General features: G+C 71.7%; 22 protein-coding genes and 1 pseudogene. 22 read left to right on the top strand and 1 reads right to left on the bottom strand.

Annotated features, from left to right (window positions below; all coding sequences use genetic code 11):
* Positions 1–2: 2 nt before the first annotated feature.
* The 22 genes and pseudogenes from lysA (at position 3) to D9V37_RS03720 (ending at position 21,122) form a co-directional block, all read left to right on the top strand.
* Positions 3–1,400 (top strand): diaminopimelate decarboxylase, encoded by a 1,398-nt coding sequence (lysA, locus tag D9V37_RS03610; protein WP_121804699.1) that lies wholly within the window; start codon positions 3–5, stop codon positions 1,398–1,400.
* Positions 1,401–1,423: 23 nt separating this feature from the next.
* Positions 1,424–2,725 carry a homoserine dehydrogenase gene (locus D9V37_RS03615; protein WP_232524715.1) on the top strand — a complete coding sequence of 434 codons (1,302 nt, stop codon included), beginning with the start codon at positions 1,424–1,426 and terminating at the stop codon, positions 2,723–2,725.
* A complete protein-coding gene (gene thrC, locus D9V37_RS03620; RefSeq protein ID WP_121804701.1) occupies positions 2,722–3,819 on the top strand; it encodes a threonine synthase in 1,098 nt (365 codons plus the stop codon). The genes D9V37_RS03615 and thrC overlap by 4 nt, the downstream gene beginning before the upstream one ends.
* Positions 3,820–3,826: 7 nt before the next feature.
* A complete protein-coding gene (gene thrB / locus D9V37_RS03625) occupies positions 3,827–4,696 on the top strand; it encodes a homoserine kinase (RefSeq protein WP_121804702.1) in 870 nt (289 codons plus the stop codon).
* A 797-nt stretch (positions 4,697–5,493) separates the two neighbouring features.
* On the top strand, positions 5,494–6,633 hold the full coding sequence (gene rho, locus D9V37_RS20615; protein ID WP_232524716.1) for a transcription termination factor Rho: 1,140 nt from the start codon (positions 5,494–5,496) through the stop codon (positions 6,631–6,633).
* A 249-nt stretch (positions 6,634–6,882) separates the two neighbouring features.
* Positions 6,883–7,104, top strand: coding sequence for a 50S ribosomal protein L31 (rpmE, locus tag D9V37_RS03635; protein ID WP_121804703.1), 222 nt, complete (start codon positions 6,883–6,885; stop codon positions 7,102–7,104).
* A 168-nt stretch (positions 7,105–7,272) separates the two neighbouring features.
* On the top strand, positions 7,273–8,346 hold the full coding sequence (gene prfA / locus D9V37_RS03640; protein WP_121804704.1) for a peptide chain release factor 1: 1,074 nt from the start codon (positions 7,273–7,275) through the stop codon (positions 8,344–8,346).
* Positions 8,339–9,211, top strand: coding sequence for a peptide chain release factor N(5)-glutamine methyltransferase (gene prmC / locus D9V37_RS03645; RefSeq protein ID WP_121804705.1), 873 nt, complete (start codon positions 8,339–8,341; stop codon positions 9,209–9,211). Before prfA ends, prmC begins: the two co-directional genes overlap by 8 nt.
* A 116-nt stretch (positions 9,212–9,327) precedes the next feature.
* Positions 9,328–9,825, top strand: a pseudogene (locus tag D9V37_RS03650) (L-threonylcarbamoyladenylate synthase); the annotation flags it as partial.
* Between the two features lie 284 nt (positions 9,826–10,109).
* Positions 10,110–11,222 (top strand): MraY family glycosyltransferase, encoded by a 1,113-nt coding sequence (locus D9V37_RS03660; protein ID WP_121804707.1) that lies wholly within the window; start codon positions 10,110–10,112, stop codon positions 11,220–11,222.
* 366 nt (positions 11,223–11,588) lie between these two features.
* Entirely contained in the window at positions 11,589–11,831 is a 243-nt protein-coding gene (locus D9V37_RS03665; RefSeq protein WP_121804708.1) for an AtpZ/AtpI family protein, read from the top strand.
* A 63-nt stretch (positions 11,832–11,894) separates the two neighbouring features.
* Positions 11,895–12,353 (top strand): hypothetical protein, encoded by a 459-nt coding sequence (locus D9V37_RS03670; RefSeq protein WP_121804709.1) that lies wholly within the window; start codon positions 11,895–11,897, stop codon positions 12,351–12,353.
* Positions 12,350–13,144: a F0F1 ATP synthase subunit A gene (atpB, locus tag D9V37_RS03675; protein ID WP_121804710.1), complete on the top strand. Its 795-nt coding sequence runs from the start codon at positions 12,350–12,352 to the stop codon at positions 13,142–13,144. Before D9V37_RS03670 ends, atpB begins: the two co-directional genes overlap by 4 nt.
* Before the next feature lie 65 nt (positions 13,145–13,209).
* The gene (locus D9V37_RS03680) at positions 13,210–13,458 is read left to right on the top strand and encodes a F0F1 ATP synthase subunit C (RefSeq protein ID WP_121804711.1); all 249 of its coding nucleotides are present in this window, start codon (positions 13,210–13,212) and stop codon (positions 13,456–13,458) included.
* A 45-nt stretch (positions 13,459–13,503) separates the two neighbouring features.
* On the top strand, positions 13,504–14,043 hold the full coding sequence (locus tag D9V37_RS03685) for a F0F1 ATP synthase subunit B (RefSeq protein ID WP_121804712.1): 540 nt from the start codon (positions 13,504–13,506) through the stop codon (positions 14,041–14,043).
* Positions 14,040–14,861: a F0F1 ATP synthase subunit delta gene (locus tag D9V37_RS03690; RefSeq protein WP_121804713.1), complete on the top strand. Its 822-nt coding sequence runs from the start codon at positions 14,040–14,042 to the stop codon at positions 14,859–14,861. The genes D9V37_RS03685 and D9V37_RS03690 overlap by 4 nt, the downstream gene beginning before the upstream one ends.
* A 48-nt stretch (positions 14,862–14,909) precedes the next feature.
* Positions 14,910–16,547 (top strand): F0F1 ATP synthase subunit alpha, encoded by a 1,638-nt coding sequence (atpA, locus tag D9V37_RS03695; RefSeq protein WP_121804714.1) that lies wholly within the window; start codon positions 14,910–14,912, stop codon positions 16,545–16,547.
* A 39-nt stretch (positions 16,548–16,586) separates the two neighbouring features.
* Positions 16,587–17,531: a F0F1 ATP synthase subunit gamma gene (locus D9V37_RS03700; RefSeq protein WP_121804715.1), complete on the top strand. Its 945-nt coding sequence runs from the start codon at positions 16,587–16,589 to the stop codon at positions 17,529–17,531.
* Positions 17,528–18,982 carry a F0F1 ATP synthase subunit beta gene (gene atpD, locus D9V37_RS03705; RefSeq protein WP_121804716.1) on the top strand — a complete coding sequence of 485 codons (1,455 nt, stop codon included), beginning with the start codon at positions 17,528–17,530 and terminating at the stop codon, positions 18,980–18,982. The genes D9V37_RS03700 and atpD overlap by 4 nt, the downstream gene beginning before the upstream one ends.
* A gap of 66 nt (positions 18,983–19,048) precedes the next feature.
* Positions 19,049–19,435, top strand: coding sequence for a F0F1 ATP synthase subunit epsilon (locus tag D9V37_RS03710; protein WP_121804717.1), 387 nt, complete (start codon positions 19,049–19,051; stop codon positions 19,433–19,435).
* A 42-nt stretch (positions 19,436–19,477) separates the two neighbouring features.
* Positions 19,478–19,927 (top strand): DUF2550 domain-containing protein, encoded by a 450-nt coding sequence (locus tag D9V37_RS03715; protein ID WP_121804718.1) that lies wholly within the window; start codon positions 19,478–19,480, stop codon positions 19,925–19,927.
* A gap of 10 nt (positions 19,928–19,937) precedes the next feature.
* On the top strand, positions 19,938–21,122 hold the full coding sequence (locus D9V37_RS03720; RefSeq protein WP_121804719.1) for an MFS transporter: 1,185 nt from the start codon (positions 19,938–19,940) through the stop codon (positions 21,120–21,122).
* Here D9V37_RS03720 and D9V37_RS03725 read toward each other — a convergent pair.
* Positions 21,119–22,081, bottom strand: a complete 963-nt coding sequence (locus tag D9V37_RS03725; RefSeq protein ID WP_121804720.1) for a zinc-binding alcohol dehydrogenase family protein — start codon at positions 22,079–22,081, stop codon at positions 21,119–21,121. The two genes, D9V37_RS03720 and D9V37_RS03725, sit on opposite strands and share 4 nt — an antisense overlap.
* Between the last annotated feature and the right edge of the window lie 29 nt (positions 22,082–22,110).

Raw genomic sequence — 22,110 nt, forward strand, 5'->3', positions numbered from 1 at the left:
CGATGAGCACCACCCACGAAGCGGGCTGGGCGCACGCCTCCGGTGCCCTGCGCGGACCGGCCTGGCTGCGCGAGCCCGGCGACCCCAACGCGCTGGTGTCGCAGCTGTGGTCGGCCACCGCGCACAAGGACGGCGGCGACCTCGTCGTCGGCGAGATGCCGGTGGCCGACCTGGTGGCCGAGCACAACACGCCGGCCTACGTGCTCGACGAGGCCGACTTCCGGCAGCGGGCGCGTGCCTTCGCGGAGGCGTTCGCCGACTTCGACGTCTACTACGCCGGCAAGGCCTTCTTGTGCACCGCCGTCGCGCGGTGGGTGGCCGAGGAGGGCCTGCACCTCGATGTCTGCAGCCCCGGCGAGCTCGCCGTGGCGCTGCGCGCGGGCTTCGACCCCGCCCGGATCGGCTACCACGGCAACAATAAGTCGCTGCCCGAGCTGCGTCGCGCCGTCGACGCCGGCGTCGGGCGGGTGATCGTCGACTCGCTGACCGAGATCGAGCGGCTCGGCGAGGCGGCGGCGTCGCTGGAGCGGCCCGTGGCGGTGCTGGTGCGGGTCACGGCGGGCGTCGAGGCCCACACCCACGAGTACATCGCCACCGCGCACGAGGACCAGAAGTTCGGCCTCTCGATCACCAGCGGCGACGCCTTCGAGGCGGTCCGCCGGGTGCTGGCCACCCCCGGGCTGGAGCTGCGGGGCCTGCACTCCCACATCGGCAGCCAGATCTTCGACGCGGCCGGCTTCGAGGTGGCGGCCCGCCGGGTGCTGGCGCTGCAGGCCCGCATCGTCGCCGAGCTCGGCGTCGAGCCGCCGGAGATGGACCTCGGCGGTGGCTTCGGCATCGCCTACACCACCCAGGACGACCCGTCGGACCCCGCGCAGCTGGCCACCGAGATGACCAAGATCGTCGGCGACGAGTGCCGCAGCCGCGGCATCGCCGTGCCGCGGCTCTCCATCGAGCCCGGGCGCGCGATCGTCGGCCCCGCGATGTGCACCGTCTACACCGTGGGCACGGTCAAGCCGGTGACTCTCGACGGGGGAGCGGTGCGCACCTACGTCTCGGTCGACGGCGGGATGAGCGACAACATCCGCACCGCCCTCTACGACGCCGACTACTCCTGCACGCTGGCCAACCGGACCAGCGACGCGCCGCCGGTGCTCGCCCGCGTGGTGGGCAAGCACTGCGAGGCCGGTGACGTGGTGGTCAAGGACGAGTTCCTGCCCGCCGACGTGCGTCCCGGCGACCTGCTCGCCGTGCCCGCGACCGGGGCCTACTGCCGCTCGATGGCGAGCAACTACAACCACGCGCTGCGGCCGCCGGTGATCGCGGTGCGCGACGGGGTGGCCCGCGTCGTGGTGCGTCGCGAGACCGAGGACGACCTGCTGGCCCTCGACGTCGGCTGAGGGATGGAACAATGAACGGCGTTATGGACCGTCCCGTGCGTGTGGCCCTGCTCGGCTGCGGCGTCGTCGGCAGCCAGGTGGTGCGCCTCATCCGCGACCAGGCCGACGACCTGGCCGCCCGCGTCGGCGCGCCCGTGGAGCTGGCCGGGGTGGCCGTGCGCCGGCTCGGGCTGCGCCGCGACGTCGAGGTGCCCGAGGAGCTGCTCACCACCGACGCGCTCGGCCTGGTCACCCGCGACGACGTGGACCTGGTGGTCGAGGTCATCGGCGGCATCGAGCCCGCGCGCGGGCTGATCCTCGCGGCGCTGGAGCACGGTGCGTCGGTCGTCACCGCCAACAAGGCGCTGCTGGCCGAGGACGGGCCGACGCTCTACGCCGCGGCCGCGGCCGCCGATCGCGACCTGTTCTACGAGGCCGCGGTGGCCGGCGCCATCCCGATCCTGCGGCCGCTGCGCGAGTCGCTGGCCGGCGACCGCGTCACCCGCGTGCTCGGCATCGTCAACGGCACCACCAACTTCATCCTCGACCGCATGGACACCCTCGGCAGCGGCTTCTCCGAGGCGCTCGACGAGGCCCAGCAGCTCGGCTACGCGGAGGCCGACCCGACCGCCGACGTCGAAGGCTTCGACGCCGCCGCGAAGGCCGCGATCCTCGCCAGCCTGGCCTTCCACACCCGCGTGGCGGCGCTCGACGTGCACCGCGAGGGCATCGCGGAGGTCACCGCGAGCGACGTCGCCTCGGCCCGCGAGATGGACTCGGTGGTGAAGCTGCTGGCCATCTGCGAGCTGATCGAGGGCCCCGACGGGCCCAGCGTCGCCGCCCGCGTGCACCCGGCGATGATCCCGCGCTCGCACCCGCTGGCCAACGTCCGCGAGGCCTACAACGCGGTCTTCGTGGAGAGCCAGGCCGCCGGTCAGCTGATGTTCTACGGCCCCGGTGCCGGCGGGGCGCCCACGGCCAGCGCCGTGCTGGGCGACCTCGTCACCGCCGCCCGCAACCGGCTCGCCGACGTCCGCGGGGCCGGGGAGTCCTCGTACGCCGACCTGCCGGTGCTCACGATGGGTCAGACCCAGACCCGCTACCACCTCCAGCTCGACGTCGACGACAAGGCCGGCGTGCTGGCCGCGGTCGCGCAGGCGTTCTCCGAGCACGGCGTGTCCATTCAGACCGTCCGCCAGGAGGGTCGCGGCGACGACGCGCAGCTGGTCGTCGTCTCCCACACCGCCTCCGACGCCGACCTCGGCGCGGTTGTCGAGGAGCTGCGCGCGATGGCCTACGTGCGCGAGGTCTCCTCGGTCATGCGGGTGGAGGGAGCAGCCGAATGACCCAGGGAGTCACGCAGCAGGCGATCGGGACGACCCACCAGTGGCGCGGCGTCATCGAGGAGTTCCGCGGCCGGCTCGACATCCCCGACGGCACGCCGACGGTGACGCTGCGCGAGGGCGGCACGCCGCTGGTCGAGAGCGGCTGGCTCTCCGAGCTGCTGGGCGCGGACGTGTGGCTCAAGGTCGAGGGCGACAACCCCACCGGCTCCTTCAAGGACCGCGGCATGACGGTCGCGCTCAGCGTCGCGGTGGGGCAGGGCGCGGAGGCGGTGGTGTGCGCCTCGACGGGCAACACCTCGGCCTCGATGGCCGCCTACGCCGCGCGGGCGAGGGTCAAGCCGCTGGTGCTGGTGCCCCAGGGCAAGATCGCCACCGGTAAGCTCGCCCAGGCGCTCATCCACGGCGCGCAGGTGATCATGGTGCGCGGCAACTTCGACGACTGCCTCACCATCTCGCGCGGCCTGGCCGAGCACTACCCGGTGGCGCTGGTGAACTCGGTGAACCCGATGCGGCTGCAGGGTCAGAAGACCGCCTCGTTCGAGGTGGTCGACTTCCTCGGCGACGCTCCCGACGTGCACGTGCTGCCGACCGGCAACGCGGGCAACATCTCGGCGTACTGGCTCGGCTACACCGAGGCGCTGGCCGACGGCTCGGCCACGAAGGCGCCGGTGATGCGCGGCTGGCAGGCGTGGGGAGCCGCGCCCCTGGTCGACGGCGCGCCGGTGAAGAACCCCGAGACGCTGGCCTCGGCCATCCGGATCGGCAACCCGGCGTCCTGGACGCTCGCGGTGAGGGCGGCCGAGGAGTCGGGCGGGACGTTCCGTAAGGTCACCGACGACCAGATCCTCGCCGCCCAGCGCTCGCTCGCCTCGCGCGACGGCGTGTTCGTGGAGCCGGCCTCGGCGGCCGGCGTGGCGGGTCTGCTGCTCGAGCGCGAGGAGGGCGCTGACCTGCGAGGCCGCACCGTCGTCGTCACGGTCACCGGTCACGGGCTCAAGGACGTCGACACCGCGCTCGCCACCTTCACCGACATCGTCGACACCGTGGTCGACGTCGACGTGGAGGCCGCCGCCCGCGCCGCGGGCCTTGAATGAACGCCGCATGAGCGCCACCGTCACCGTCCCGGCCACCAGCGCGAACCTCGGCCCGGGCTTCGACAGCCTCGGGCTGGCGCTGGACCTGCGCGACACCGTCACCGCGATCGCCTACGACGGCCCGTTGCAGATCCACGTCGAGGGCGAGGGTGCCGGCGACGTCCCGCTCACCCACGAGCACCTGGTGCACGTCGTCATGGACCGGACCTTCGCGCTGCTCGGCGTCGAGGCGCCCGGGGTGCGGCTGCACTGTCGCAACGTGGTCCCGCACGCGCGCGGGCTCGGCTCGTCGTCGGCCGCCATCGTCGCCGGTGTCCTGCTGGCCCGGGCGCTGGTCGAGGGCGGAGCCGAGAGGCTCGACGACGACGGGGCCCTCGCGCTGGCCGTCGAGCTGGAGGGGCATCCCGACAACGTGGCCCCGGCGATGCTGGGCGGCTTCACGGTGGCGGCCGGCGACACCGTCGCGCGGCTCGACGTCGACCCCCGGGTGGCCGGGGTGCTCTTCGTGCCGCCGCACGCCTTGTCGACCAAGGCCGCGCGCGACCTGCTCCCCGAGACCGTCGCCCACCGCGACGCCGCCGCGAACGCCGGACGCGCCGCGCTGCTGGTGGCGGCGCTGACCGCCCACCCCGAGCTGCTGCTGGAGGCCACCGAGGACCGGCTGCACCAGGAGTACCGGCGCCCGGCGATGCCGGAGTCGCTGGCCCTGGTCGACGAGCTGCGGGCCGACGGGGTCGCCGCCGTCGTCTCGGGAGCCGGGCCGACGGTGCTCGCCCTCACCTCGCACGACCGGGCGTCGTCGCTGGCAGCCCGGGTGCCGGCCGGCTGGCAGGTGCACACCCCGGTGATCGGCGGCCCCGGGGCGGCGCTGATCTGACGGTGCTAGCCTGACTGGCGCGTCTCGCCGGAAGGCCGACCGCCGCCACGTGCGTGCGGTGCCCCGAGCAGCGCATCTCTCCCGGCCGCCGAGCGACGCACGTCGCGGCCCGGGAAGCACCACCCGAGTGCCGCAGGCTCCTGCGCCGCGGCCGAGCCCAGGGGGAAGGAACCCCAACCAATGACTCCCAACGACACCAGCGCCACGACGTCGGACGGCAAGGGCCTGTCCGGCAAGCTCATGCCCGAGCTGCGCCAGATCGCCGCCGGGCTGGGCGTGAAGACCGCCGGCCTGAAGAAGGCCGACCTCCTCGGCGCGATCCGCGCCGCCCAATCCGGTGGCTCCTCCGGCAGCTCTTCTTCTAGCTCCTCCGGTGACCGGCAGAACGGTGACCGGCAGAACGGTGACCGGCNGCCCCGCAGCGCAGCCGCGACCGCGCGCCGGAGGCTCCGCATGCCGGCCCCGAGACGTCGGCCGCGACAGCGCCCGAGAAGGCGCCCGACAAGACGCCCGACGGCGGCGGTCAGAAGGTCGACGACCGCGCTCCGCAGCAGAAGGACCGCGACCAGCAGCCCAAGGACCGCGGCCAGCAGAACGGCCAGCAGAACGGGCAGCCCGCCGAGGAGGAGGGCGGCAGCCGCCGCAACCGGCGTCGCCGGGGCCGCGACCGCGGTGAGCGGCAGGGCACCCAGCCGAACACCGGCGGCGGCAGCAGCGGCGGTAGTGGTGGCGGGAATGGCGGAGGCGGCGGCAACAGCCGCAACCGCGAGCCCGACACCTCGATCCTCGAGGACGACGTGCTCTCGCCCTGCGCCGGCATCCTCGACGTCTTGGACAACTACGCCTTCGTGCGTACGACGGGCTACCTGCCCGGTCCCGACGACGTCTACGTCTCGCTCTCGATGGTCCGCAAGCTCGGCCTGCGCCGCGGGGACGCGATCACGGGCCAGGTACGCCAGCCCCGCGAGGGCGAGCGCAAGGAGAAGTTCAACCCGCTGGTCAAGATCGACAGCGTCAACGGCGGCGACCCGGAGGCCTCGCGCGACCGCGTCGAGTTCAGCGCGCTCACCCCGCTCTACCCCAGCGAGCGGCTGCGGATGGAGACGACGCCGGAGAACCTGATCGGCCGGGTCATCGACATCGCGGCCCCGATCGGCAAGGGTCAGCGCGGCCTGATCGTCTCCCCGGCCAAGTCGGGCAAGACCATGGTGCTGCAGGCGGTGGCCTCGGCGATCGCGGCGAACAACCCCGAGTGCCACCTGATGGTGGTGCTGGTCGACGAGCGCCCCGAGGAGGTCACCGACTTCGAGCGCTCCGTGACCGGCGAGGTGATCTCCTCGACCTTCGACCGGCCGGCCACCGACCACACCGTCGTCGCCGAGCTGGCCATCGAGCGCGCCAAGCGACTGGTCGAGCTGGGCCACGACGTGGTCGTCCTGCTCGACGGCATCACCCGGCTCGGACGCGCCTACAACCTGGCCGCGCCGGCGTCGGGCCGGATCCTCTCCGGCGGCGTGGACTCCGCTGCGCTCTACCCGCCCAAGAAGTTCTTCGGCGCCGCCCGCAACATCGAGGGCGGCGGCTCGCTGACGATCCTCGCGACCGCGCTGGTCGAGTCCGGTTCAAAGATGGACGAGGTGATCTTCGAGGAGTTCAAGGGCACCGGCAACATGGAGCTGCGCCTGCGCCGCGAGCTGGCCGACAAGCGGATCTTCCCGGCCATCGACGCCGTGCAGTCCGGCACCCGCCGCGAGGAGCTGCTGATGGGCCCCGAGGAGCTCGGGATCGTCTGGAAGCTGCGTCGGGTGCTCTCCAGCCTCGACTCGCAGCAGGCCCTCGAGCTCCTGCTGGGCCGGCTGCGCAAGACCCACAACAACTACGAGTTCCTGCGCCAGGTGGAGAAGACCACCCCGACGCCCACCGGCGTCGAGGAGTAGGACTCACCCGCTTCCCACGGTGAAGTGCCACTTCCCACAGGTCCTACGTCGTGGGGAGTGGCCGTTCACCATGCCACCATGGTGAACGGGCGCCGGGCCCCCCGGCTCGGCACGGAACAACCACCCCGCACCCGGCGTTACATCGTCGGTTTCGCGTAGCAGGTCCGGCGCGGATACCATCTTTCGCTGGCTCCGGTTCACGTCCTGATCCCAGGGCGACCCGGCGGCCGTACGCCTGAGAGGACACCCATGAAGAAGGACATCCACCCCAGCTACACGCTGACCACGGTGCGCTGCACCTGTGGCAACACGTTCCAGACGCGGAGCACGTCGGAGGCCGGCACCATCAACGCCGACGTCTGCTCGAACTGCCACCCGTTCTACACGGGCAAGCAGAAGATCCTGGACACCGGCGGCCGCGTGGCCCGGTTCGAGGCCCGGTACGCCAAGGCCAAGCAGGACAAGAAGTAGCGCTTCGACGACGCCGGTCACCACCATGGTGGGGCCGGCGTCGTCGCTTTGTCTGATCGCCAAAACTCCGCACTTGCGCCGTTGTGGCGCCACATCTGTCACAGCAGGTGCGAAAGTCTTCGCAAGTGCGCGGTTTTGGTGCCGCACACCGTCAGGAGGGTCCGCCAGATGTTCGAGGCCGTCGAGGCGCTCCGCGAGGAGCACGCCGCGCTCGAGCCGCGTCTGGCCGACCCCGCGGTGCACTCCGACCCGTCGCTGTCCAAGCGGCTCAACCAGCGCTACGCCGAGCTGAGCGCGGTGCTGCGCACGCACGCGGAGTGGCGCCAGCTCGGTGAGGACGAGGAGGCTGCTCGGGAGCTGGCGCACGAGGACGAGACGTTCGCCGCCGAGGCCGACCAGCTGCACCAGCGGCGCGACACCACCGCGGAGCGGTTGCGCGAGCTGCTGGCGCCGCGCGACCCCAACGACGCCAAGGACGCGATCCTCGAGATCAAGTCCGGCGAGGGCGGCGAGGAGTCGGCCCTGTTCGCCGGCGACCTGTTCCGGATGTACTCCCGCTACGCCGAGCAGCACGGCTGGAGGACCGAGGTGCTCGACGCCACCGAGTCGGACCTGGGCGGCTACAAGTCGGTCACCGTCGCGGTGAAGGCGAAGGGCACGCCGGACCCGGGTGAGGCGCCGTACGCGCTGCTGAAGTTCGAGGGCGGCGTGCACCGTGTGCAGCGGGTGCCGGTGACCGAGAGCCAGGGCCGGGTGCACACCAGTGCCGCCGGCGTGCTGGTGATGCCCGAGGCCGAGCAGGTCGACGTGCAGATCGAGGAGAAGGACATCCGCATCGACGTCTACCGCTCCAGCGGCCCGGGCGGACAGAGCGTCAACACCACCGACTCCGCGGTCCGGATCACGCACCTGCCCACCGGCATCGTGGCGAGCTGCCAGAACGAGAAGTCCCAGCTGCAGAACCGCGAGCAGGCGATGCGCATCCTGCGCGCACGACTGCTGGCGGCGGCGGAGGAGGAGGCGGCGGCGGAGGCCTCCGACGCCCGTCGCTCGCAGGTGCGCACGGTGGACCGCTCCGAGCGGATCCGCACCTACAACTTCCCCGAGAACCGGATCTCCGACCACCGCACCGGCTTCAAGGCCTACAACCTCGACCACGTGCTCGGCGGCGACCTCGACCCCGTGGTGCGCAGCAGCGTCGAGGCCGACCTCGAGGCCAGGCTGGCTGCGGTCGGTGACTGAGGCGCGGTCGCTGCTCCTCGCGGCCGCCAACCGGTTGCGCGAGGCCGGCGTCGCGAGCCCGGACCACGATGCCGCCGAGCTGCTCGCCCACGCGCTGGGCACGACGCGCGGCCGCCTGGCGCTGGCGGACCGGATCGACGCCGACAGCGCGAGCCGTTTCGAGGCGCTCGTCGAGCGGCGGGCTGCCCGCGAGCCGCTCCAGCACCTGACCGGCGTCGCCGGCTTCCGCTACGTCGAGCTGGCCGTGGGTCCCGGCGTCTTCGTCCCCCGTCCCGAGACCGAGCTGCTGGCCGGCTGGGCGGTCGAGTCCGCCCGCGAGGCGATGGCGGCCCGGCTGGCCGGGGCCGACCCGGTCCGGCCCGTCGTCGTCGATCTCGGCACCGGGTCGGGCGCGATCGCGCTGAGCGTCGCCACGGAGGTGGCGGAGGCCGCGGTGCACGCGGTCGAGGTCGACCCCGACGCGCACGCCTGGGCCGAGCGCAACCTGGCCGGCAGCGGAGTCGAGCTGCATCGCGGCGACCTCGCCGACGCGCTGCCCGAGCTGGACGGCACGGTCGACGTCGTGGTCAGCAACCCGCCCTACATCCCGCTGGAGGCGTGGGAGTCGGTGGCGCGCGAGGTCCGCGACCACGATCCCGCCACGGCTCTGTGGTCCGGCGACGACGGCCTCGACGCCATGCGCGCCCTGGAGCGGACGGCGGCCCGGCTGCTGCGACCCGGGGGAGTGGTGGGCGCCGAGCACGCCGATGTCCAGGGCGAGAGCGCGCCGGCGGTGTTCGCGCGCTCCGGGAGCTGGGTCGACGTCCGCGACCACACCGACCTGTCCGGGCGTGACCGCTTCGTGACCGCGCGGCTGGCACGATGAGCCCCGTGACCGAGGAGCAGCCGGACCTGTCGGACCTGCCGGAACGACCGGAGCGACCGGCCCGGTTCGACACCAGCGACGAGGACGCCCGCGAGGACGGCCTGGAGGCCGCGGCGATGGCCGTCCGTCAGGGCGAACTGATCATCTTGCCCACCGACACCGTCTACGGCCTCGGCTGCGACGCCTTCGAGCCCGACGCGGTGCAGCGGCTGCTCAACGCCAAGGGCCGCGGCCGCGACATGCCACCGCCGGTGCTGGTCTCCACCCAGACCACCCTCGACGCGCTGGCCAGCGAGGTGCCCGAGTACGCCCGCTTCCTGGTGGATGAGTTCTGGCCCGGGCCGCTCACCGTGGTGTGCACGCAGCAGGCGTCGCTGGAATGGGACCTCGGCGACACCCGCGGCACGGTGGCGGTGCGGATGCCCGACCACGACGTCGCCCTCGACCTGATCCAGCGCACCGGCCCGTTGGCGGTCAGCTCGGCCAACCTCACCGGCCGCGCCGCCGCGCTCGACGCCGACGAGGCGGTGGGGATGCTGGGCGACGAGGTCACCGCGGTGCTCGACGCCGGACGTACGCCCGGCGAGCAGCCCTCGACGATCCTCGACTGCACCGGCGAGCGGCCCCGGCTGCTGCGCGAGGGCGCGATCGACCAGGCCCGGCTGCGGGAGTTCCTGGCCGGTGTCGGGCACCCGTTGGAGGGTGACGAGGAGCCGGACGACGTCGGTGACACCGGGGACACCGACGACACCGGGGACACCGGGGACACCGGGGACACCGGGGACACNCGAGACGGACGAGACCGGCGAGACGGACGAGACTGGCGAGACGGACGAGACCGGGGACACCGACGAGGACGTCGCGGTCGACATCCTCCCCGAGGAGGAGGATCGGCCGGGTGCGTGAGTACCTCCTGGTCTTCTTGGTGGCGGGCACGGTCAGCTATCTGCTGTGCGTCGTCGCCCGGGAGCTGGCGATGCACTCCGGTGCGGTGGCGCAGGTGCGCGACCGCGACGTCCACGCCATCCCGATCCCGTACTTCGGCGGCGTCGCGATGCTCGGCGGGCTGTGGGCGGGCTACCTGCTGGCCCACCAGCTGCCGTTCCTCTCGACCGCGAGCCCGACGATCTTCCACGACGCGCGGACGGTGCTCATCGGGGGCACGATCATCTGCGCCGTCGGGGTGCTCGACGACCTGATCGAGCTCGACGCCCTGACCAAGCTGGGCGGCCAGATCGTGGCCGCGGCGTTCTTGGTGCTCAACGGGGTGCAGCTGCTGTCCTTCCGCGTGCCGGGCGGCCAGTTCGTGCTCGACCCGACCCAGGGGCTGCTGCTGACCATCGTGCTGGTGGTGGCCACCGTGAACGCCGTGAACTTCGTCGACGGTCTCGACGGGCTGGCCGGCGGCGTCATCGCGATCGGGGCGGTGGCGTTCTTCGCGTTCTCCTACAAGCTCGCCGACGTGAACGGGGAGACGCTGGCGATCACCGCCGCGCTGCTCAGCGCCGTGCTCGGCGGGGCGTGCATGGGCTTCTTGCCCCACAACTTCTCCCCGGCGCGGATCTTCATGGGCGACTCCGGCTCGATGCTGCTGGGCCTGGTGCTGGCGGGGTCCGCGGTGACGCTGACCGGCCAGTTCGCCACCGTCGACCTCGGCTCCCCGGCCAGCACGCTGCCGATGTTCCTGCCGCTGCTGCTGCCGGTCTCGATCCTGCTGGTGCCGTTCTTGGACCTGGTGCTGGCGGTGGTGCGCCGCACCCGCGCGGGCAAGATGTTCTACCAACCCGACAAGAAGCACCTGCACCACCGGCTGCTGGAGTTCGGTCACTCCCAGCGGCGAGCCGTCCTCATCATGTGGCTGTGGGCGGCGCTGATCGCCTTCGGCACCGTCTTCGCCTGCCTGTACTACTCCCAGCCGGTGACCTGGGCGGCCATCGCGGTCTGGCTCGTCGCCACCTTGGCCGCGACGTTCGTGCTGCCGCGGGTGCATCGGCCCGGCGAGCTGGTCTGACTCCTGTGCCGCAAAACACCGGTGCACCGGTGGATGACGGCAGCCGTCGAACCCCGATTTCAGCCCGCCCAGACTTTGTGCTAGTTTTCACAAGCACCCTCCGAGGTGTCGACGACGACCCCCCGACAGAACGGCCGCCGCCATGACGACCGCACCTTGCGAAGCCCGCTCAGCGGGGCTCCGGTGCGGTCCGGGCCGGCTGGGATCGGCCACATCGGGCTGTGGTAGTTTCGCCGCGTCCGGTGCTGAGTTCCGATGGCAGAACCGGTCTCTCTCGTGGTGGAGCCCTTCTGGGGCGCGGTGCGACGACCACCACGTCGCTGTTCGTGACGTTGACTCCCCGACCAAGGATTGCAGCCAGGGTGAATGGCCGATGACGACCCGAAGCCCGATCCCGGGGGCCCCGGGAGCGCCGGCCTGCGCGGACGCGACCTCATCGGGCTGGGCGGCATGCTCGTCGGCGCCGTCGTCGCCGGCCTGGTCGTCGGCTACCTCGTCGACAGCGCGGCCGGGACGGACCCGCTCTTCACGATCCTGGGCATCTTCCTCGGCATCGTCGCTGCCGTCGTCGGCTTCGTCGTCAAGGCGCGCGGCGCCCTACGTGGCTGAGCACCGCGTGGTCGAGCACCGCGTGGTCGAGGACCGCGCGGCCGAGTGCGGGGGAGGCTCGCGATGAGCCAGCCGACCACCCCGACCCCGGCCACCACCACCCCCGCCGACCGCGGTGTCGCGCATCCCGGTGAGCGGGCCAGCATCTGGCGCGTGCTGCGCGACCAGCGCAAGACGCTCTACGTGGGCGCCGCGTTCGTCGTGGCCTCGTTCTGGGTCTTCGGCCAGCTCGGCCGCTGGGGCCTGGCCGGCTGCGTGGCCGGCGGCGTCGTCCTCGGCCTGGTCAACCACCTCGCCACCGAGCTGTGGCTGCTGCGCACCATCACCTCGGGCCGCGAGATCAGCCGCAACGAGATGATCGGCGCCACCCTGGTCCGGCTGCTGGTCCTGTCGGTGGTCGCTGTCACCGTGGCCGTGGTGTTCTGGCCCGACGGCATCGGTCTGCTGCTGGGCCTGGCCATCTTCCGTCTGATCGCGCTGATGATGACCAGCGTGTCGCTGCTGAAGGAGCTGAAGTCATGAGCGTCGCTCTTGCGCCCCTGAAGGCCGAGATCGAGATCGGCAACCACGTCGAGAGGCACCTGTTCGGCCTGACGTTCAACATCGACACGATCTGGAGCACCGCCATCGCCGGCGGCCTCGTGCTGCTGCTGGGCTTCTTGGCCCGTCGCGCGCTGACCAAGAACCCCGAGGACCACGTCCCCACCAAGCTGCAGCTGTTCTGGGAGACGATCGTCGACCAGGTGAACAAGCAGGTCGAGGAGAACCTCGGGCGGGTGCACCCCTACGTCGCGCCGCTGGCGGTCTCGCTGTTCTTCTTCATCCTGTTCTGCAACTGGCTCGAGCTGCTGCCCACCGAGATCAACCACTCGCTGCACCTCACGCCGGCCCCGACCGCCGACACCAACCTGACCTACGCGCTCGCGTTGGTCACGATGATCAGCGTCTGGGCCTACGGCATCCGCCAGCAGGGCCTGGGCGGCTACCTCGGCCACTTCTTCGCCAACGGCCCGCTGCTGGCGCCGCTGAACATCCTCGAGGAGCTCATCAAGCCGGTCACGCTGGCGCTGCGGCTCTTCGGCAACATCTTCGCCGGCGGCATCATGCTCTCGCTGATCGGCTTGATCCCGCTCTACATCCTGTGGGCGCCCAACCTGCTGTGGAAGGCCTTCGACATGGCCATCGGCGGCATCCAGGCGTTCATCTTCGCGCTGCTGACCGTCTTGTACTTCTCCATGGCCGCGGGCCACGGCGAGGAGCACGACGAGCACGAGGAGCAGCACGAGCACACCCCCCAGCCAGCGGCGGCCTGAGGGCCGCTCGCACCAGAGGTAATCCCGACTGCGTCGTCCGCGACGCGCAACCAAGGAGAACAGCAATGGCAGTGAACGGATCGATCGAGCTGGCCGGCGCCTTCGTCGGCGGCGGTCTGGCCCTCGCCGGCGGTGCGATCGGTGCCGGTATCGGTGACGGTCTGGCCGGTTCGTCCTACATCCAGGGCGTCGCCCGGCAGCCCGAGGCCCAGGGCCGGCTGCAGACGATCTTCTTCTTGACGGTCGGTCTGTGTGAAGCGGTGTTCTTCATCAACCTGGCCTTCATGGCGCTGTTCGTCTTCGTCCTGGCCTGAGCCCGGAACCCGCGCCCCTAGCTGCACCAGCAAAGGACTACAGCGATGGTCATCCCCCTGGCGGAGAAGCAGAACTTCCTCGTCCCGAACGCGACGTTCTTCGTCGAGCTGCTCGCGTTCGTCCTGCTGTTCTACCTCCTCGCGCGCTACGTCATCCCGCCGATCAACAAGGCGATGACGGCGCGTCAGGAGGCGATCCGCAAGGAGTTCGCCGACGCCGAGGAGGCCAAGTCCAAGGCCAACCAGGCCGAGGAGGAGTTCCGCGCGCAGATCGCCGACGCTCGTCACGAGGCGGCGCGGATCCGCGAGGACGCCCGCGAGCAGGGTGCCCAGATCATCGCCGAGATGCGCGAGCAGGCGCAGTCCGAGGCCGCGCGGATCGTGGAGAACGGTCACGCCCAGGTGCAGGCCGAGCGCCAGCAGGCGGTCGCCTCGCTGCGCGCCGAGGTCGGCACGCTGGCCACCACCCTGGCCGGTCGCATCGTGGGCGAGTCGCTCGAGGACGACGAGCGCAGCGCGCGCGTGGTCGACCGCTTCCTGGCCGACCTGGACACGATCGAGACCTCGGAGGCCGCGGCCAAGTGATCAACCAACTGCGTGGAGCCTCGGCCGAGGCGCTGGAGGCGCTGAGCGACCAGCTCGGCACCTCCACCCTGGCCGACTCCGCCACGCTCGGTGAGGAGCTGTTCGGCCTCGCCGTGCTGTTGCGCTCCGAGGCCGGACTGCGGCGCGCGGTGACCGACCCCTCCGTCGACGCCGACGCCCGCGCCGGCATCGTCACCGCGGTCCTCACCGGCAAGATCGGCGACAAGGCGCTGGGGCTGATCACCGACGCCGTCACGCGGCGCTGGACCAGCCCCCGCGACCTTGCCGACGCCCTCGAGCGGCTGGCCGTCGTGGCCACGGTCCGCTCGGCGGGCAAGGCCGACGGGCCGAAGGTCGGCGACGAGCTGTTCTCGGTGGGCCGGCTGGTCGAGACCGAGCGCGACCTGTACTCCGCGCTCACCGACCCCGCCCGCACCGCGGCCGACCGCAGCGGCCTACTCACCGGCCTGATCGAGGCCCGGACGCTGCCGGCCACGCAGACCCTGGTGCGCCAGGCGGTGCTCACCGCGGCCTCGGGCCAGGGCAACGTCGACGGCGTGCTCGCCGACTACCAGCGCATCGCGGCCGCGGCCCAGGACGAGGTCGTCGCGGTGGTGCGCACCGCGCGCGAGCTGCGTCGCGCCGACGTCGAGCGGCTCACCACTGCGCTCGGCAAGGCCTACGCCACCACCGTCCAGCTGCACGTCGTCGTCGAGCCCGAGCTCGTCGGGGGGCTGCGCGTGGAGATCGCCGACGACGTCATCGACGGCACCGTCGTCACCCGCCTCGACGAGGCCCGCCGCAAGATCGCCGGCTGAGCACACCCCCATCAGACTTTCGAGAAACACCCGACCAGGGAGACCACGATGACCGAGCTCTCGATCCGCCCCGACGAGATCCGCGACGCGCTCGCGAAGTACGTCGACGACTACAAGCCCGCCGCGGCCAGCAAGGAGGAGGTGGGCACCGTCGCCGAGGCCGGTGACGGCATCGCCCGCGTGTCCGGCCTGCCCTCGGCCATGGCCAACGAGCTGCTGGAGTTCGAGGACGGCACCCTCGGCCTGGCGCTGAACCTCGACACCCGCGAGATCGGCGTGGTCATCCTCGGTGACTTCGAGGGCATCGAGGAGGGGCAGTCGGTGCGCCGCACCGGCGAGGTGCTCTCGGTGCCGGTCGGCGACGGCTTCATGGGCCGCGTCGTGGACCCGCTGGGCACCCCGATCGACGGCCTGGGCGACATCGAGTCCGAGGCCCGGCGCGCGCTGGAGCTGCAGGCGCCGACGGTGGTGCAGCGCAAGTCGGTGCACGAGCCGCTGGCCACCGGCATCAAGGCGATCGACTCGATGACCCCCATCGGGCGCGGTCAGCGCCAGCTGGTGATCGGCGACCGCGCGACCGGCAAGACCACCATCTGCATCGACACGATCATCAACCAGAAGCAGAACTGGGAGTCCGGCGACCCCGACAAGCAGGTGCGCTGCATCTACGTCGCCATCGGTCAGAAGGGCTCGACCATCGCCTCGGTGCGCGGCGCCCTGGAGGACGCCGGCGCGCTGGAGTACACCACCATCGTCGCCGCCCCCGCCTCGGACTCCGCGGGCTTCAAGTACCTCGCGCCCTACACCGGCTCGGCCATCGGCCAGCACTGGATGTACGACGGCAAGCACGTCCTGATCGTCTTCGACGACCTGACCAAGCAGGCCGAGGCCTACCGCGCGGTGTCGCTGCTGCTGCGCCGCCCGCCGGGCCGCGAGGCCTACCCCGGCGACGTCTTCTACCTGCACAGCCGGCTGCTCGAGCGCTGCGCGAAGCTGTCGGACGACATGGGTCACGGCTCGATGACCGGCCTGCCGATCATCGAGACCAAGGCCAACGACGTCTCGGCCTACATCCCGACCAACGTCATCTCCATCACCGACGGCCAGATCTTCCTCCAGTCCGACCTGTTCGCGGCCAACCAGCGTCCGGCCATCGACGTCGGCGTCTCGGTCTCGCGCGTCGGCGGCGCGGCGATGACCAAGGCGATGAAGGCCGTCACCGGCTCGCTGAAGGTCGACCTGGCGCAGTTCCGCGCGATGGAGGCGTTCGCGATGTTCGCCTCCGACCTCGACGCCGCCTCGCGCCAGCAGCTCGACCGCGGTCAGCGCCTGATGGCGCTGCTCAAGCAGCCGGCGTACTCGCCGTACCCGCTGCCGGAGATGACCGTCTCGCTGTGGCTGGGCACCAGCGGCAGCCTGGACAAGGTGCCCACCGACGACGTGCTCCGCTTCGAGCAGGAGTTCCTGGACTACCTCAAGCGCAGCCACGAGGGGATCCTGTCCAGCATCCGCGAGAGCCAGAAGTTCGAGGACGAGGATGGCCTCAAGGAGGCCTACGACTCCTTCCTGGACCAGTTCGAGACCTCCGACGGCGGCTCGATCAAGGCCGGCACCGACCCGCAGGCCGAGCCCACCGCCGACGACGAGCTCGAGCAGGAGCAGATCGTCAAGCAGAAGCGGGACTGACCCGATGACCAAGCAGGCCAGGAGAGGAGGGGAGCGGTAGTGGCAGTCTCGCTGCGCGAGTACCGCGCGCGGATCAAGTCGACGGAGTCGATGAAGAAGATCACGCGCGCCATGGAGCTCATCGCCGCCTCCCGCATCGTCAAGGCGCAGGCGCGGGCCCGGCAGGCCGCGCCCTACGCCCGCGAGCTGACGCGCGCGGTCTCGGCGGTGGCCACCTACACCAACGTCAAGCACCCGCTGACCACCGAGCCGGAGAACCCGCGCCGGGCGGCGGTGCTGGTGGTGACCAGCGACCGCGGCCTGGCCGGGGCCTACTCCTCCAGCGTGCTCAAGGAGGCCGAGCGCCTCAACGAGCGGCTGCGCGGGGAGGGCAAGGAGGTCGTCACCTACATCACCGGGCGCAAGGGCGAGGCCTACTACAAGTTCCGCAACCGCGACGTCGCCGACTCCTGGACGGGCTTCTCCGACCAGCCGTCCTACGACGACGCCAAGCAGGTGGGCCAGGCGCTGATCCAGGCGTTCGTCCACGGCATCGACGACGAGGACGGCCGGCCCGGCGAGGACGGCGTCCTCGGCGTGCAGGAGGTCCACCTGGTCTTCACCCAGTTCAAGTCGATGCTGGTCCAGGAGCCGCAGGCCGTCCGGCTGCTGCCGCTGGAGGTCGTGGAGGGCGAGGAGAAGCCCTCGGCCGACGAGGTGCTGCCGCTGTACGAGTTCGAGCCGTCCGCCGAGGCCGTGCTCGACGCGCTGCTGCCGCGCTACGTCGAGAGCCGCATCTTCTTCGCGCTGCTGCAGGCCTCGGCCTCCGAGCTGGCCGCTCGGCAGAAGGCGATGAAGTCGGCCACCGACAACGCCGACGAGCTGATCAAGAAGTTCACCCGGATCGCGAACCAGGCCCGCCAGGCGGGCATCACCCAAGAGATTTCCGAGATCGTCGGTGGCGTCAACGCGCTGGCCGACGCCAACGCAGGGAGCGAGCTGTGACCGCAACAGCAGAGAAGACGGCCGAGACCGGCGCCACGGGCGTCGGTCGCATCGCCCGGGTCATCGGCCCGGTCGTCGACGTGGAGTTCCCCGTCGACGCGATGCCCGACATCTACAACAAGCTCGAGACCGAGCTGACCCTGGGCGAGGACACCCGCATCCTCTCCCTCGAGGTGGCCCAGCACATCGGCGACGGCATGGTCCGCGCGATCTCGCTGCAGCCCACCGACGGCCTCGTGCGCGGTGCGCAGGTCAGGGACACCGGCGGCCCGATCTCGGTGCCGGTCGGCGACGCCACGCTGGGCCGGGTGTTCAACATGCTCGGCGAGTGCCTCAACCTCGAGGACGGCGAGGAGCTCGAGGTCAAGGAGCGGTGGGGCATCCACCGCAAGGCTCCGGCCTTCGACCAGCTGGAGTCGAAGACACAGATGTTCGAGACCGGCATCAAGGTCATCGACCTGCTGACCCCGTACGTGCAGGGCGGCAAGATCGGCCTGTTCGGCGGCGCCGGCGTCGGCAAGACGGTGCTGATCCAGGAGATGATCGCCCGCGTCGCCAAGGACCACGGTGGTGTGTCGGTGTTCGCCGGCGTCGGTGAGCGCACCCGCGAGGGCAACGACCTGATCGTGGAGATGGAGGAGGCCGGCGTCATCGGTCAGACCGCCCTGGTCTTCGGCCAGATGGACGAGCCGCCGGGCACCCGGCTGCGCGTGGCGCTCTCGGCGCTGACGATGGCGGAGTACTTCCGCGACGTGCAGAACCAGGACGTGCTGCTCTTCATCGACAACATCTTCCGGTTCACCCAGGCCGGCTCGGAGGTCTCCACGCTGCTGGGCCGGATGCCGTCCGCGGTGGGCTACCAGCCCAACCTGGCCGACGAGATGGGCGTGCTGCAGGAGCGGATCACCTCGACGCGTGGTCACTCGATCACCTCGATGCAGGCGATCTACGTGCCCGCCGACGACTACACCGACCCGGCGCCGGCCACCACGTTCGCCCACCTCGACGCCACCACGGAGCTCTCCCGCGAGATCGCCTCGCTGGGCATCTACCCCGCGGTGGACCCGCTGACCTCGACCTCGCGGATCCTCGACGCCCAGTACATCGGGCAGGAGCACTACGACTGCGCGATCCGCATCAAGCAGATCCTGCAGCGCAACAAGGAGCTGCAGGACATCATCGCGATCCTCGGCGTCGACGAGCTGTCCGAGGAGGACAAGATCATCGTCAGCCGGGCCCGCCGGATCCAGCGGTTCCTCTCCCAGAACACCTACGTGGCCAAGCAGTTCACCGGCATCGAGGGTTCGACCGTGCCCGTCAAGGACACCATCGAGGCCTTCAACAAGATCGCCGACGGCGAGTACGACCACGTGGCCGAGCAGGCGTTCTTCATGTGCGGCGGTCTCGACGACGTCGAGCGCAAGTGGGACGAGATCCAGAAGAACCTCTGACCCCGCCCGCCGGTTGAGGAGGTCGCGAAGCGACCGTGTCGAAACCAAGGGCTGAAGGAGTAGGACGTGGCTGACGGACTGCAGGTGGAGCTGGTCTCCGCCGACCGCCTGGTGTGGTCGGGGGAGGCCACGATGGTGCGCGCGAAGACGGCCGAGGGCGACATCGGCATCCTCAAGGACCACGCGCCGGTGCTCTCGGTGATGCGGGCGGCGCCCGTGGAGATCGAGACCAGCGGCGAGACGGTGGTCGCGGCGGTCGACGACGGGTTCCTCTCCGTGGCGGCCAACCGGGTCTCGATCCTGACCGAGCACGCCGAGCTCGCCGCCGACGTCGACGCCTCGGCCGCACGGGCCGAGCTCGACCGGCTCTCGGGCTCCGACGCCGATGACGAGGAGGCGCAGGCCGCCATCCGGGCCGCCGAGGCCCGGGTCGCTGTGTCCGAGCGTTCCTGACCGGTCATACTGGGTGCTCGCACCTAGGAGGTACACAGCGGCGTGGCGCTCTGGCAGTGGTTGGTCGACTCTGCCGGATTCGTGCTGCTCCTGGTACTCGTGTACGCGGTGGGGCTGGTCGTGCGGCGTCGGCTGCTCTCGCGCCACGGCGGCACGTTCGAGCTCTCGGTGCGCACGCCCGACGCCGACTCCGGCCGGGGCTGGATCCTCGGCCTGGGCCGCTACGGCGGGGAGGACGTCGAGTGGTTTCGGATCTTCTCGCTCTCGCCGTGGCCCAAGCGGACCTGGTACCGCGGGCACCTGGCGTACGAGTCGCAGCGACCCTCGGCGGACAACGAGCGCTTCACCCTCTACGAGGGCCACGTCGTGGTGGTGTGCCGCACCGACGACGGACCGGTCGAGATGGCGATGAGCCCGAGCGCGCTGACCGGGCTGCAGTCGTGGCTGGAGGCCGCACCACCGGGCGCCGGTGCGCGCCGCGAGCCGTCCTAGTGCTGGCCTAGTGTCGACCCGGGCTCGCAACGCGGTCGCGGTCTCCTTCCTGCTCAACGGGTTCGGCTTCGCCAGCTGGGTCTCCCGGATCCCCGAGACCCGGGCGCGGCTGCACCTGGACAACGGACAGCTGGGGCTGCTGCTGCTGTGCATCTCGGTCGGCTCGCTGGCCGCGATGCCCAGCGCCGGCGTGCTCATCGACCGCCTCGGCACGGCCGCGGTGGTGCGGGTGGGCACGGTGGCCGACGTCGCCGGTCTGGTCGTGGTCACCGTCGGCGTGGCGGCGTGGCAGGCGTGGTGGCTGACCGGCCTCGGACTCCTGGTGTACGGGCTCGGCGTCGGCATCTGGGACGTCGCGATGAACGTCGAGGGCGCAGCCGTCGAGCAGCGGCTGGGCCGCACCGTGATGCCGCGCTTCCACGCCGCCTTCAGCGGCGGCACCGTGCTGGCGGCCGGCGTCGGGGCGCTGGCCGAGCTGCTCGGGGTGCCGATCTGGGTGCACCTGCCCGTCGTCGCGCTGCTGCTGCTCGCCGGAAGCCTGGGCAGCGTGGGTCGCTTCCTTCCCGAGGCCGAGCGGGTCGCCGCCCACGGCCCGCAGGACGCCGACGACGCCTCCTTCGGCCGCAGCCGCGCGTGGCTGGAGCGGCGCACCCTGCTGGTGGGCGTGATGGTGCTCGCGCTCGCGCTGACCGAGGGCACCGCCAACGACTGGCTCGCCGTGGCCCTCCAGGACGGTTACGACGCCCCCCGCTGGCTGGCGGTCACCGGCTTCGCCGGGTTCGTCTCGGCGATGACGCTGGGCCGGCTGGTCGGGCCCGGTCTGCTCGACCGCTTCGGGCGCGTGAGCGTGCTGTGGGCCACGATGGCCGCGGCCGCCGTCGGCGTGCTGCTGATCGTCTTCGGCGGCCAGCTCGTCGCCGGGCCGGTGCTGGTGGTGGCGGGCATCGTGCTGTGGGGTGTGGGTGCGTCGCTCGGGTTCCCGGTCGGGATGAGCGCGGCGGCCGACGAGCCGCGCCGGGCCGCTGCGCGCGTCAGCGTCGTCTCCACCATCGGCTACACCGCCTTCCTGGCCGGCCCGCCGCTGCTGGGCTTCGTGGGCAACCAGGTGGGCACGTTGCGGGCGCTGCTCGTGGTGGCGGTGCTGCTGGTGCCGGCGGCGATCGTGGTGCCGGCGGCCCGGCAGCCTCGCTCCTAGGGGACGATCACCACCCGCTCGGGACCCTCGTACTGCCAGGCCCGGTCGACCTCGGCGAGGCCGAACGCGCGGTAGGAGACGGAGACGGTGCCGTCGGCGATGAGCGCCATCAGCTGGGGGAGCGTCGCGACGAGCTGCTCGGTGGAGATCGAACCGGCGCCGCTGCCGATCACGCGGATGCGCCGGCTGCGCAGCAGGGTGGAGGGCAGCGCCGCCGTGGCGCCGGCCAGCGACCCGATCTGGACGTAGGTCAGGTCGGCCTCGTCCTCGGCGAGTCCGGTGCGTCCCAGCGCGGTGAACGCCGCCTCGGCCACGGGGCCCCACACGAAGTCGAGCAGGATGCTGGGCGCGTGGCCCTCGAGCGCCGCGGCGATCGCCTGGGCGTCGCTCTCGGGATCGGTGAGGCGCACCGTGGTGACGTCGGGGCCGTCCAGCTGCTCCAGCCGCGCGGCGTCGCGGCCGACGGCCACGACGTGGCTCGCGCCGAGGGCGGCGGCCGACTGCAGTGCCATCCGGCCGGCCGCGCCGGTGGCGCCCAGCACGACGACGGTGCCCAGCGTGCTGCTCGCCGCCGCGAGCTCGTCGGCGCGCGCGGCCAGCGGCACCCAGCCGGCCATGCCCGGGTTCAGCCCGGCGGCCACCGCCAGCGGGTCGACGTCGGCGGGCAGCGGCAGCCCGAGCGGGGTGGCCAGCCGCTCGGCGACCGTTCCCCACGGTGCGGCCGGCCACCCGGTGTAGACGAGGCCGCCGTCGGCGTCCTGCGCCACGGCGTCGACGCCGATGCCGGCGGGGTAGACCCCGTGGCTGCCGTAGTGCCGCCCGGCCGCGAGCGAGCGGACGACCTGGTGGAGGCCGGCGCCGACCAGTGAACGCACCTGGCGGTGCTGGTCGGCCTCGGGCTCGGGGAACTCCCGGCAGGTCGGGATCGCGCCCGGCCCGGTGATGACGGCTGCTCTCATGACGACTCCTTAACTAAGTTCAAGTATGG

It is taken from the genome of Nocardioides mangrovicus (assembly GCF_003674065.1).
GTDB lineage: Bacteria > Actinomycetota > Actinomycetes > Propionibacteriales > Nocardioidaceae > Marmoricola > Marmoricola mangrovicus.

Excerpts from the sequence above, each read along its gene's own strand:
- lysA (WP_121804699.1), top strand. The coding sequence starts at position 3 with ATGAGCACCACCCACGAAGCGGGCTGGGCGCACGCCTCCGGTGCCCTG.
- D9V37_RS03615 (WP_232524715.1), top strand. The coding sequence starts at position 1,424 with ATGGACCGTCCCGTGCGTGTGGCCCTGCTCGGCTGCGGCGTCGTCGGC.
- thrC (WP_121804701.1), top strand. The coding sequence starts at position 2,722 with ATGACCCAGGGAGTCACGCAGCAGGCGATCGGGACGACCCACCAGTGG.
- thrB (WP_121804702.1), top strand. The coding sequence starts at position 3,827 with ATGAGCGCCACCGTCACCGTCCCGGCCACCAGCGCGAACCTCGGCCCG.
- rpmE (WP_121804703.1), top strand. The coding sequence starts at position 6,883 with ATGAAGAAGGACATCCACCCCAGCTACACGCTGACCACGGTGCGCTGC.
- prfA (WP_121804704.1), top strand. The coding sequence starts at position 7,273 with ATGTTCGAGGCCGTCGAGGCGCTCCGCGAGGAGCACGCCGCGCTCGAG.
- D9V37_RS03665 (WP_121804708.1), top strand. The coding sequence starts at position 11,589 with ATGGCCGATGACGACCCGAAGCCCGATCCCGGGGGCCCCGGGAGCGCC.
- D9V37_RS03670 (WP_121804709.1), top strand. The coding sequence starts at position 11,895 with ATGAGCCAGCCGACCACCCCGACCCCGGCCACCACCACCCCCGCCGAC.
- atpB (WP_121804710.1), top strand. The coding sequence starts at position 12,350 with ATGAGCGTCGCTCTTGCGCCCCTGAAGGCCGAGATCGAGATCGGCAAC.
- D9V37_RS03680 (WP_121804711.1), top strand. The coding sequence starts at position 13,210 with ATGGCAGTGAACGGATCGATCGAGCTGGCCGGCGCCTTCGTCGGCGGC.
- D9V37_RS03685 (WP_121804712.1), top strand. The coding sequence starts at position 13,504 with ATGGTCATCCCCCTGGCGGAGAAGCAGAACTTCCTCGTCCCGAACGCG.
- atpA (WP_121804714.1), top strand. The coding sequence starts at position 14,910 with ATGACCGAGCTCTCGATCCGCCCCGACGAGATCCGCGACGCGCTCGCG.
- D9V37_RS03725 (WP_121804720.1), bottom strand. The coding sequence starts at position 22,081 with ATGAGAGCAGCCGTCATCACCGGGCCGGGCGCGATCCCGACCTGCCGG.